9 protein-coding genes are annotated in these 11,703 nt (G+C 40.5%); 5 read left to right on the top strand and 4 right to left on the bottom strand.

From position 1 onward, the window contains the following. Both GMD6S_RS05210 and GMD6S_RS05205 read right to left on the bottom strand, forming a co-directional pair. On the bottom strand, window positions 1-800 hold an 800-nt coding region (locus GMD6S_RS05210), incomplete at its 3' end, for a sugar ABC transporter permease (protein WP_000414950.1). A 112-nt stretch (window positions 801-912) separates the two neighbouring features. Beyond that, on the bottom strand, window positions 913-2,184 hold the full coding sequence (locus GMD6S_RS05205; protein WP_000095452.1) for an extracellular solute-binding protein: 1,272 nt from the start codon (window positions 2,182-2,184) through the stop codon (window positions 913-915). A 471-nt stretch (window positions 2,185-2,655) separates the two neighbouring features. Here GMD6S_RS05205 and malQ point away from each other — a divergent pair, with 471 nt between their 5' ends. From malQ to GMD6S_RS13095, 3 genes are all read left to right on the top strand, one after another. After that, complete coding sequence (malQ, locus tag GMD6S_RS05200; protein WP_000747315.1) at window positions 2,656-4,173, top strand: 4-alpha-glucanotransferase; 1,518 nt, start codon at window positions 2,656-2,658, stop codon at window positions 4,171-4,173. A 22-nt stretch (window positions 4,174-4,195) separates the two neighbouring features. Then, complete coding sequence (gene glgP, locus GMD6S_RS05195; protein ID WP_000937131.1) at window positions 4,196-6,454, top strand: glycogen/starch/alpha-glucan family phosphorylase; 2,259 nt, start codon at window positions 4,196-4,198, stop codon at window positions 6,452-6,454. A gap of 233 nt (window positions 6,455-6,687) precedes the next feature. Further along, the gene (locus tag GMD6S_RS13095) at window positions 6,688-6,894 is read left to right on the top strand and encodes a hypothetical protein (protein ID WP_033587430.1); all 207 of its coding nucleotides are present in this window, start codon (window positions 6,688-6,690) and stop codon (window positions 6,892-6,894) included. A 108-nt stretch (window positions 6,895-7,002) separates the two neighbouring features. Here the strand turns inward: GMD6S_RS13095 and GMD6S_RS05185 are convergent, their stop codons facing one another. Next, on the bottom strand, window positions 7,003-7,851 hold the full coding sequence (locus GMD6S_RS05185) for a putative RNA methyltransferase (RefSeq protein ID WP_001095531.1): 849 nt from the start codon (window positions 7,849-7,851) through the stop codon (window positions 7,003-7,005). 151 nt (window positions 7,852-8,002) lie between these two features. Here GMD6S_RS05185 and GMD6S_RS05180 point away from each other — a divergent pair, with 151 nt between their 5' ends. Together GMD6S_RS05180 and GMD6S_RS05175 are read left to right on the top strand one after the other, a co-directional pair. Beyond that, window positions 8,003-8,281, top strand: a complete 279-nt coding sequence (locus GMD6S_RS05180) for a DUF6110 family protein (protein ID WP_000910910.1) — start codon at window positions 8,003-8,005, stop codon at window positions 8,279-8,281. Window position 8,282: 1 nt separating this feature from the next. Continuing rightward, window positions 8,283-10,343, top strand: a complete 2,061-nt coding sequence (locus GMD6S_RS05175; protein ID WP_000008775.1) for a heavy metal translocating P-type ATPase — start codon at window positions 8,283-8,285, stop codon at window positions 10,341-10,343. Between the two features lie 77 nt (window positions 10,344-10,420). Here GMD6S_RS05175 and tyrS read toward each other — a convergent pair whose 3' ends face one another. Beyond that, window positions 10,421-11,677, bottom strand: a complete 1,257-nt coding sequence (gene tyrS / locus GMD6S_RS05170; RefSeq protein WP_000546900.1) for a tyrosine--tRNA ligase — start codon at window positions 11,675-11,677, stop codon at window positions 10,421-10,423. Between the last annotated feature and the right edge of the window lie 26 nt (window positions 11,678-11,703).

The following is an 11,703-nucleotide window of genomic DNA, read 5'->3' as shown; positions in this document are numbered from 1 at the left end:
ACCTTAGCCAAGATAGGCAATACTTGAGTGTTGATCGCTCCGACACTATCGTTAAACATGTTTGAGAATGTCAAGATAGTGATGAAGGCTGGAACAGCCCAAGGAAGAAGGAAAATAACACCAAAGATACGTTTTCCTTTGATAAATGGTTGGTTAGCAATGATCGCTGTGAAGATACCAATCACAATCTGCAAAGTAGAAGCAGACAAGGCCCAGATGATGGTCCAAGAAAGAACCGCACCGAAGGCTGAACGGAAGGTACTTAAGCTCCAGATATTTGTAAAGTTAGTCAAACCAACCCAGTCCAACAATTTGTTTGGTGGCAAGTGTTGGAAGTCATAGTTGGTAAAGGCAATCATCAAGGTTACGATAACTGGGAAGATAATTGCAAATGTCATTGCTACATACGATGGGATAATCAAAAGGTATGGGAATCCATTCTCATAAATACCTTTGATCATATCTTTAAAAGTACGTGGGACAGGAATTCCATTGTTAATACGTTTTGCGATTGTATATGCATCTTTAATATTTGAGAAATAAAAGAGCACATAAACGACTACAAAGATTAAATGGAAGGCACCACGAATCAGCATAAAGAGGGAATTATCACGACCTGGCTTGTCACCAAGAGTGATCAAATTGTGCAATTCCGGCGCAGCAAGTGCTAGGAAATAAAGAACAAATACGATAGTTACACCAAGGAATATAAAACCTTTGGCTTTTTGTTTATTGTAAATCTGTCCTAACCCAGGAATGATAGACAGCAGGGCTGCTTTACTAGGTTGTTGCTTTTCCATAATAACTCCTTTCATAGGATACTGGTTTTTAATCAAAAACTAAACTATATATGTTTTTTTATTGATAAATTCAAAGGGGGATTTGTATTCTCCCCCCTTGTAACGAATTCAATTATTCACCAAATTTTTGTTTGATTGTTTCTTTGATCAATGTTACAGCATCGTTAGCAGCTGTCTTAGCATCTTTTTTACCACTTACAGCATCAAAGAGCATTGTTTTAGCTGGATCCCAAACAGCTGACATTTGAGAAATGTTTGGCATTGGTTGAGCGTTCTTGAACTGTTTGATAACAGCTGTTGTCAACTCATCGTTTTTACCTTCAGCGTATGAACGAGCTTCAGTGTTAGCTGGGATTTCGTTAGTTGCATCGTAGAATGCTTTTTGTTGTTCAGTTGAAACAAGGAAGTCTACAAATTTTTGTGCAGCTTCAAGGTTCTTAGTGCTTGATGGGATGATCCAAGCTTTACCACCACCGAATGGTGTGTATTCTTTACCATTTGGAAGAGTTGGAATAGTAGCAACACCGTAGTTTACTTTAGCATCTTTGAATGCTTGAGCTTTCCAAGGACCGTCGATGATAGCAGCTGTTTTACCTTCTTGGAATTGAGTTTGGATCAAGTTTGCAGCACCTTCAGTATCTTGCATACCTTTAGGCCATTTTTCATACCAAGATTTAGCGTAGTTGACACCAGTGATAGAACCGTCGTTTGCAAGACCGATGTCTTTAGCGTCTTTACCGTTTTGTCCGAATACGTAACCACCGTTACCAGCAAGAAGTCCGTAAGCGTAGTAGAAGTTTGTCCAGTCAGCTAGGAATGCAGTAGTTTTGCCATCTTCACCAGCGAAAGCGTATTTGCTGTCTTTAGCAAGTTCTTCTAATTCAGCAAAAGTTTTTGGAGCTTCTTTTAGCAAGTCTTTGTTGTAGTACATAACAAGTGACTCAATAACGGCAGGAGCACCGTAAACTTTACCGTCAGCAGCTGTTACAAGAGATTTAGTTTTATCATCTGTTTTAGCGCCGTCGCTCAAAGTAACTTCTGAAAGTTGTCCGTCAGTACCAAGGCTACCTACGCGGTCGTATGGTGCCATCATAACGTCAGCAGCTTGACCTGATTGGTTGTCAAGTGAAAGTTTGTCAAGTCCACCAAGTTGGTCACCTGATTTGATGTTAACTTTTGTACCTGATTCTTTTTCGTAAGCTTTTGCAGCAGATTCAGCGAAGGCTTTATATTGGTCTTCAACGTAGAAAGTAAGTTCTTTTGCTTCTGAAGAGCTAGTATCAGCAGCTTTGTCAGCAGATTTGCTTCCGCAAGCTACCAAGAGCAAGCTAGCGAGAGTAGCAGTTCCGAGCACAGCAGCGCTCTTCATGAATTTAGATGACATAGTGTATTCCTCCTAAAGAATAACAGTATAATTTATTTAGAAAACGCAAACGTTTTCTTTTATGAGCCTAGTATAGCACAAATAGAAAACGGTTGCAAGCTTTTTTAAAAAGTTTTTTAAAAAAATTTTAAGGTTTCAAACATTTGTTAAAGCTTATATATAGGAAAGAACTTAAAATGTTTGTTTTTTTGAATTGAAAATATATTAGGAAAACGATTGCGTAAATTCGGCTCGGTTTTTCAGAAAATAGAGCAGATATTGGGAATGAATTATCTTAAATCAGAAAATCTTTAAAATTTTTTCGCTTATTTCATAAAATATCAGTGGCAACAAGTTTTGTTTGATTAAAATAATTCAAAAAATTTTTTTAAAAACGCTTGCATTTGTGTTTAAAATACGCTATACTTAACTTAACGCAAACGTTTGCGCCTTGTTGCGCAACGTTTTATAACAAACACATGAGGTGCTATTATGAAAAAACGTCAAAGTGGTGTGTTGATGCACATCTCTTCTCTACCAGGAGCATACGGGATTGGATCATTTGGTCAGACTGCCTATGATTTCGTCGACTTCTTGGTTCGTACCAAGCAACGTTACTGGCAAATCCTCCCTCTTGGGACAACCAGCTATGGAGATTCTCCATACCAATCATTCTCAGCCTTTGCTGGGAATACGCATTTTATCGACCTTGATATCTTGGTAGAGCAAGGCTTGTTGGAAGCTAGCGATCTTAAAGGTGTTGACTTTGGTAGTGATGCATCGGAAGTCGACTATGCGAAGATTTATTACGCACGTCGTCCGCTTTTAGAAAAGGCAGTTAAACGTTTCTTGGAAGTGGGAGACGTCAAAGCTTTTGAGAAGTTTGCTCAAGACAACCAATCATGGCTTGAACTCTTCGCAGAATATATGGCGATTAAAGAGCATTTTGACAATCTTGCTTGGACAGAATGGCCAGATGCAGATGCTCGTGCTCGCAAAGCTTCAGCACTTGAAAGCTACCGTGAGAAATTGGCAGACAAGTTGGTTTACCACCGTGTGACTCAATATTTCTTCTTCCAACAATGGTTGAAATTGAAAGCCTACGCTAACGACAACCACATCGAAATTGTTGGAGACATGCCTATCTACGTTGCGGAAGATTCAAGCGACATGTGGGCAAATCCACATCTCTTCAAGACAGATGCCACTGGTAAAGCAACTTGCATCGCAGGATGCCCACCAGATGAGTTTTCTGCCACTGGTCAGCTTTGGGGAAACCCAATCTATGACTGGGAAGCAATGGACAAAGACGGGTACAAATGGTGGGTTGAACGCTTGCGTGAAAGCTTCAAAATCTACGATATCGTTCGTATCGACCACTTCCGCGGTTTCGAATCTTACTGGGAAATTCCTGCTGGTTCCGATACAGCAGCACCTGGTAAATGGGTGAAAGGTCCAGGCTACAAACTCTTCGCAGCCGTTAAGGAAGAGCTTGGTGAGCTAAACATCATCGCAGAAGACCTTGGTTTCATGACAGATGAAGTTATCGAGTTGCGCGAACGTACTGGCTTCCCAGGGATGAAGATTCTTCAATTTGCCTTCAACCCAGAAGACGAAAGTATCGATAGCCCACACTTGGCACCTGCTAACTCTGTTATGTACACAGGAACACACGATAACAATACAGTTCTTGGTTGGTACCGTAATGAGATCGATGATCCAACTCGTGAGTACATGGCGCGTTACACCAACCGTAAAGAGTATGAAACAGTGCCGCACGCAATGCTTCGTACAGTATTTTCATCAGTGAGCTTCATGGCTATTGCAACCATGCAAGACTTGCTAGAACTAGATGAGGCGGCTCGCATGAACTACCCATCTACTCTTGGTGGAAACTGGTCATGGCGTATGACAGCAGACCAACTCACACCAGCTGTTGAAGAAACTTTGCTTGACTTGACTACAATTTATCGCCGAATTAATGAAAATTTGGTAGAATTAAAGAAATAAGACAATATCAGGAGACACAAAAATGTTACCATTAAAAGAATTTGTACAAAAGCGTTACAATAAAACTATTGCAGAATGTAGCAATGAAGAGCTTTACCTTGCTCTTCTCAACTACAGCAAGCTTGCTAGCAGCCAAAAACCAGTCAACACTGGTAAGAAAAAAGTTTACTACATCTCAGCTGAGTTCTTGATTGGTAAACTCTTGTCAAACAACTTGATCAACCTTGGTCTTTACGACGATGTGAAAAAAGAACTTGCAGCTGCAGGTAAAGACTTGATCGAAGTCGAAGAAGTAGAATTGGAACCATCACTTGGTAACGGTGGTTTGGGACGTTTAGCAGCCTGTTTTATCGACTCAATCGCTACACTTGGTTTGAATGGTGACGGTGTTGGATTGAACTATCACTTTGGTCTTTTCCAACAAGTTCTTAAAAACAACCAACAAGAAACGATTCCTAATGCTTGGTTGACAGAGCAAAACTGGTTGGTTCGCTCAAGCCGTAGCTACCAAGTGCCATTCGCACACTTTACCTTGACATCTACTCTTTACGATATCGACGTACCTGGTTACAAGACAGCTACTAAAAACCGCTTGCGTTTGTTTGACTTGGATTCAGTTGATTCTTCTATCATCGAAGATGGTATCAACTTTGACAAGACAGATATCGCTCGCAACTTGACTCTCTTCCTTTACCCAGACGACAGCGACAAGCAAGGTGAATTGCTCCGTATCTTCCAACAATACTTCATGGTTTCAAACGGCGCGCAATTGATCATCGACGAAGCAATCGAAAAGGGAAGCAACTTGCACGACCTTGCGGACTACGCAGTTGTACAAATCAACGATACTCACCCATCAATGGTGATCCCTGAATTGATCCGTCTTTTGACTGAACGTGGTATCGAACTTGATGAAGCAATCTCTATCGTTCGTAGCATGACTGCCTACACGAACCACACAATCCTTGCTGAAGCCCTTGAAAAATGGCCTCTTGAATTCTTGGAAGAAGTGGTTCCTCACTTGGTACCAATCATCAAAGAATTGGACCGTCGTGTGAAAGCAGAATACAAAGACCCAGCTGTTCAAATCATTGATGAAAACGACCGTGTACACATGGCTCACATGGATATCCACTATGGATACAGCGTAAACGGGGTGGCAGCACTCCACACTGAGATCTTGAAGAATTCAGAGTTGAAAGCTTTCTACGACATCTACCCAGAAAAATTCAACAACAAAACAAACGGTATCACATTCCGTCGTTGGCTCATGCATGCCAACCCAAGACTATCTCACTACTTGGATGAGATTATTGGAGAGGGATGGCACCATGAAGCAGATGAGCTTGAAAAACTCTTGTCTTACGAAGACAAAGCAGCTGTCAAAGAAAAATTGGAAAGCATCAAGGCTCACAACAAACGTAAATTGGCTCGTCACTTGAAAGATCACCAAGGTGTGGAAATCAATACAAACTCTATCTTTGATATCCAAATCAAACGTCTTCACGAGTACAAACGCCAACAAATGAACGCTTTGTATGTCATCCACAAATACCTTGATATCAAGGCTGGTAACATCCCTGCTCGTCCAATCACAGTCTTCTTTGGTGGTAAAGCAGCTCCTGCCTACACAATCGCCCAAGACATCATTCACTTGATCCTTTGCTTGTCAGAAGTGATTGCAAATGATCCAGAAGTAGCTCCACACTTGCAAGTGGTTATGGTTGAAAACTACAACGTTACTGCAGCAAGCTTCCTTATCCCAGCATGTGATATCTCAGAACAAATCTCACTTGCTTCTAAAGAAGCTTCAGGTACTGGTAACATGAAATTCATGTTGAACGGTGCTTTGACTCTTGGTACTATGGACGGTGCTAACGTGGAAATCGCTGAGTTGGTTGGCGACGAAAACATCTATATCTTTGGTGAAGATTCAGAAACTGTTATCGACCTTTACGCAAAAGCAGCTTACAAATCAAGCGAATTCTATGCTCGTGAAGCTATCAAACCTTTGGTTGACTTCATTGTGAGCGATGCTGTTCTTGCAGTAGGTAAGAAAGAACGCTTGGAACGTCTTTACAACGAATTGATCAACAAAGACTGGTTCATGACTCTCCTTGACTTGGAAGACTACATTAAAGTCAAAGAGCAAATGCTTGCTGACTACGAAGACCGTGACGCATGGTTGGATAAAGTCATCGTTAACATTGCCAAAGCAGGATTCTTCTCATCTGACCGTACAATCGCTCAGTATAACGAAGATATCTGGCACTTGAACTAAGATACAAATTTATACTAATACATTTTGTAAAAAAGCGAGTTTCGATTGAAATTCGCTTTTTTTGAATAATGTTGATTTGAATCAATCTGGTCTAAAAAGAGAGAAATCATAGACGTATTGAAGGTTTAACACTCTCTTTCAACCTCATGCTTCTTCTTAGTTGATTACCTCATATTTCTTGTATTCGCTTACACGAAGTGTTATAATATGATTGCAGGAAAGAAGGTGTTCTTATGTGGAAAAAATATTTTTCAAAATATAAATGGACTGATTTATTTTGGATACTATTTGTGATTTGGTCATGCCTTTATATGGGTAATAGTAGTTCCTTTCCACTGACTCATCAAGAAATCTCTTTTCATGGATGTTGTTATGGGGCATCACTTGCCTCATTTCACTTGCTATTTATTGATAAATTTGTTATTTCGAATCGAAAATAAATGGAGAGGTTAAAATTTTTTCCACTTTTCGGATAGACAGTTGAAAAATCGCGATTTATACCCACACCTCAAGAGGAGGTGTGGGTTTTGTCTTATTGAAAGATTTATTTACACTGCTTTCCCAACTAAAATCTCTGCTTCGATGGTAATCTCAGTCAACTGACTCCAGTCAATCTTGGTTTGGTCAACGTGAAAGAGGAGAGGCGTCATGGCAAGCAGGGCTTGGCGTTGCTCAGCCGAGATAGGTTTTGTTAAGGAAGCAATCTGACTAGATTGGATGCTGAAATGTTCCTGGAAATGTTCCTTGATATCTTGGTTGGAATAATCCTTCTTTGTCAGCTGGTCCTGCACCATTTGACGGATTTCTTTGAGGTGATTTTCAGTTGGGATGACCTTGATCAAAATACCGTCTTTGGATAAAACGCGACGGAATTCCCCATAGTTGGCAGGCGAGAAGATATCAAGCAGGATATCCATGCTGGCGTCTTTTATAGGAAGACGAGCCAGGTCGCCGACAAACCAGTTGACCGCCCAGTTTGGTTCGCTCTTGGCAGCGATTTGAACGGAATCTTTTGAAATATCAAAGGCGTAAAAGGTTTTGTCAGAGTGACTTTCTTGGAGTTTACGAGAGTAGAAACCTTCGCCACAACCGATATCCAAGACTGTTTTTGCGGATGGATTAGTTGTTAGTAAGTCCGAGATACCTTCTAAAATAGCCTGATAAAAACCAGCTTCAAGAATTTGCTGGCGGTTTTGGAAGTTTTCCTTGTCGTAGTTGGCAGATTGCTTGATTTGCGGAGCCAAGTTGACATAGCCGAATTTTGCCAGATCAAAAGAATGGCGGTTGCTACACTTGAGGCTAGACTCTACCAAGGCCAGATTTTCTTGGCAGATAGGGCAGAAAAAGGCAGTCGCAGAAGCAAAACGCTGAAGTTTGGGTTTGAGGTTTGTATTCATAGTTTAAGTGTATCAAAAGAGGCAAATGAAAGCAACTTTAGAAATAAGTAGATGGGAGATTCAGTAGAAATAAAACTAATTCTCCAATTTATAGAATAAAATTGCTTTTATATCTAAATTTCTATATAATAATGATAAGGAGGAAATAAGTATGTTAAAAGAAGTATTAACCGTTGCAAAAGTTGCGAAAAAATCATCACTCTTTTTGGGTGGTGTCGCATTTGGTACCCTTGGTTTGAAAATCTTGGCAAGTAAGGAAGCTAAAAAAGGTTATTCTAAAGCTTTGGCTAAGGCTTACAAGTTGAAAGACGGGCTAGATGCATCTGTTTCTGTTGTGAAACAACATGGAGACGATGTCTTGCAAGATGCCAAATATTTGTACGAGCAAGAGAAAAAAGAAGAGCAATTAGATAGCCTTATAGGAGAATAATATGTCTTTTAAAGTGCTACATAGAGGATACCAACATATCCGACTATCATCTTCTTTTTCACTCACCTTGGATATTCAAGACTATCTTCGTTCCTTGGCGAGAGATGAAAAGGGGATTGAGTCTATCCAGTTTTACATGGATCAACAGCACTTTACTCTACGCATAAAAGAAGGCTTTTCTGTATTAGATAATGCAGAAGCCTTTTTAAAAAGAATTGATAAAGGGAAAGTTTCTGAGTTGATGACTCTTCCCATTCGTAGAGAAGAGAGTGCTTATTCTATTGTTTCAGGTGCAGCGATTAAGCGTGTACTTTTTCGTAGTTTTGTGCCGTATCCTATTCGCTATATATGGACTTGTTATCAGGCTTTGGGTTATATTAGAGAAGCCTATCAAACACTAGCGCGTAAGGAACTAACGATGGAAGTCTTGGACTGTTCGGCGATTTTATTGTCCTTGTTTATGAACCAATCCAAGACAGCTAGCAATATCATGTTTATGCTTGATTTGGGGAATCATTTAGATCAGTGGTCTTTGAAAAAAACTGCAACAGATTTAGAACAAAGCCTTCTTGCAAAAGAGAGCGACGTATTCTTAGTACAGGGCGATACGGTTGTTAGTATCAAGAGTTCCGATGTTCAAATAGGAGATGTCTTGGTCCTATCTCAAGGAAATGAAATTCTGTTTGATGGACAAGTAGTTTCAGGTTTAGGTATGGTCAACGAAAGTTCCTTGACGGGAGAGAGTTTTCCAGTTGAAAAAAGAGAGTCTGATTTGGTTTGTGCAAATACAGTATTAGAAACTGGAGAGTTACGCATTCGTGTAACCGATAATCAGATGAACAGCCGGATTTTACAACTGATTGAGTTAATGAAGAAATCTGAAGAAAACAAGAAAACGAAACAACGCTATTTCATCAAGATGGCGGATAAGGTCGTCAAATATAATTTCTTGGGGGCTGGGCTAACTTACCTATTAACAGGTTCTTTTTCTAAGGCTATTTCTTTCCTATTAGTCGATTTCTCCTGCGCTTTGAAAATCTCTACTCCTGTAGCTTATTTGACAGCTATCAAGGAGGGGTTGAACCGTGAAATGGTGATTAAGGATGGGGATGTTCTGGAGAAATATCTGGAAGTTGATACTTTCTTGTTTGATAAGACGGGAACAATCACAACTAGTTATCCTATAGTTGAAAAGGTGTTACCTTTTGGGGACTATAGTGAGGAAGATATTCTCAGAATCAGTGCCTGTCTTGAGGAACACATTTATCATCCTATTGCTAATGCCATCGTCAAGCAAGCTGAGATAGAGGGAATTGAACATGAGGAAATGCATGGGAAACTCCAATATATTGCAAGCAAGGGGATCAAATCTCATATAGATGGCCAACCAGTTCTTATTGGGAATTATGTCTTGATGCAGGATGAGCAGATTCATATCAGTTCAGAACAAAATGCTTTAATTGAAGAGTACAAGAGTCACTACAATCTCTTATTCTTGGCTTATCAGAATGAATTGATTGGAATGTTCTGCATTCATACTCCTTTGAGAAAAGAAGCAAAAGCAGCCTTGGAGAAACTTAAGGCACAAGGGAAAAAATTGATTCTGGCAACAGGGGACACCTTGGTTAGGACAGAGGAATTAGTCAAAGATTTGCCCTTTGATCAGGTCTATACAGACTTGAAACCTGATGGGAAATTTGAGTTAGTAGAGGAACTGCAGAAAGCAGGTCACACGATTTTGATGGTTGGAGATGGATTGAATGACTCAGCGGCTCTAACCCTATCAGATATCGGTGTGGTGATGAATGAGAGTGCAGATATTTCTAAGCAGATGAGCGATATCTTATTGTTAGATAATCGTTTGGATTTCTTCCAAGAGTTGGATTGGCTATCATCATCTTTGCAAACACTCATCAAGAAGAATATTCAAGATACCGTTGTCGTAAATAGTAGTTTGATTGGCTTTGGCTTGTTTAATTGGCTCAGTCCTTCAAACCTCTCTATCCTACATAATCTAACAACCTTACGCATAGTCCTGCGTAGCCTGTCTATTAAGGGATAGGTGGGGACTATTCACAGCAAAAAGGAGTTACCTTTCTCGAGGGTAACTCCTTTGTTTATAGGTAAATGTTTAACAATTTAGTAAGTCAACACGAAGTATTTTTTCTTCCCGCGGCGGATAACAGTTAGTTCGTTTTCTAACTTATCTGCGTCACTCAAGACATAGTCAAGGTCTTGGATACGGTCGCCGTTGACGTAGATGGCTCCATTTTGAACATCTTCACGGGCTTGGCGTTTGGAGTTCACCACACCAGATGACACGAGGAGTTCCACGATATTGTGGTTTTCGTCAGCTTGGACTTGGTAGTTTGGCACTCCACGAAGTCCTTGTTTGAGTTCTTTGACAGAAAGGTTTTTGATGTTTCCAGCAAAGAGTTGCTCAGTGATGTTAAGAGCTTCTTTGTAAGCTTCTTCTCCGTGAACAAGAGTCACGACTTCACGAGCCAAGACTTTCTGAGCCAAGCGTTCGTGTGGAGCTGCTTCAAACTGTTTGCGGATGTCTTCAATCTCATCGAGTGACAAGAAGGTAAAGATTTTCAAGAAGCGAACAGCGTCTGCATCCATGACGTTCATCCAGAATTGGTACATTTCGTATGGGGAAGTCTTTTCAGGATTGAGCCAGACTGCGTTTCCTTCTGATTTACCAAATTTCTTACCAGTTGCGTCTGTGATGAGGGGAACTGTGATAACGTGACCAGTCTTGTCAGCCTTACGACGAAGCAATTCGGTACCAGCAGTCATATTTCCCCACTGGTCAGAACCACCGATTTGTAGCGTTACGTTGTGCTCTTGGTTAAGGACAAAGAAGTCATAACCTTGCATGATTTGGTAGGCAAACTCAGTGTAAGAAATCCCTGTCTCGATCCGTTTCTTCACAGACTCCTTACTCATCATGTAGTTGACAGTGAAGTATTTTCCGATATCACGGAGGAAGTCAATGAAGCTGATGCTGCCAAACCAGTCGTAGTTGTTGACCATGACAGCTTTATTTTCACCATTTTCAAAGTCAAGAAAACGAGAAAGTTGTCCTTGGATAGACTTGACCCAGCCCTCTACTGTGTCTTTTGTTTGGAGACTACGCTCAGCATCTTTGAAGGACGGATCTCCGATGAGACCTGTAGCACCGCCAACGAGCGCATAAGGTTTGTGACCTGCTAATTGCAAACGACGACTGGTCAAGATTGCGACAAGGTGACCTAGGTGAAGGCTGTCAGCAGTTGGATCGTAGCCAGTATAATAAGAAACTTGACCTTCTTCTAGGGCTTTGCGCAAAGCTTCTTCATCAGTCGTTTGAAAAATCAAACCACGCTCTTTTAGCTCATCAAAAATGTGCATGTGTCTTTTCTCCTTTATAAAATATT

The sequence above is a fragment of the Streptococcus sp. GMD6S genome (assembly GCF_000297015.1).
Note: the sequence above shows the minus strand (reverse complement) of the source record. Positions and strands in the feature narration are given on the sequence as shown.

What these genes read in the sequence shown, in the direction of transcription:
- GMD6S_RS05205 (WP_000095452.1), bottom strand. Translation starts at nt 2,184, where the DNA reads ATGTCATCTAAATTCATGAAGAGCGCTGCTGTGCTCGGAACTGCTACT.
- malQ (WP_000747315.1), top strand. Translation starts at nt 2,656, where the DNA reads ATGAAAAAACGTCAAAGTGGTGTGTTGATGCACATCTCTTCTCTACCA.
- glgP (WP_000937131.1), top strand. Translation starts at nt 4,196, where the DNA reads ATGTTACCATTAAAAGAATTTGTACAAAAGCGTTACAATAAAACTATT.
- GMD6S_RS13095 (WP_033587430.1), top strand. Translation starts at nt 6,688, where the DNA reads ATGTGGAAAAAATATTTTTCAAAATATAAATGGACTGATTTATTTTGG.
- GMD6S_RS05185 (WP_001095531.1), bottom strand. Translation starts at nt 7,851, where the DNA reads ATGAATACAAACCTCAAACCCAAACTTCAGCGTTTTGCTTCTGCGACT.
- GMD6S_RS05180 (WP_000910910.1), top strand. Translation starts at nt 8,003, where the DNA reads ATGTTAAAAGAAGTATTAACCGTTGCAAAAGTTGCGAAAAAATCATCA.
- GMD6S_RS05175 (WP_000008775.1), top strand. Translation starts at nt 8,283, where the DNA reads ATGTCTTTTAAAGTGCTACATAGAGGATACCAACATATCCGACTATCA.
- tyrS (WP_000546900.1), bottom strand. Translation starts at nt 11,677, where the DNA reads ATGCACATTTTTGATGAGCTAAAAGAGCGTGGTTTGATTTTTCAAACG.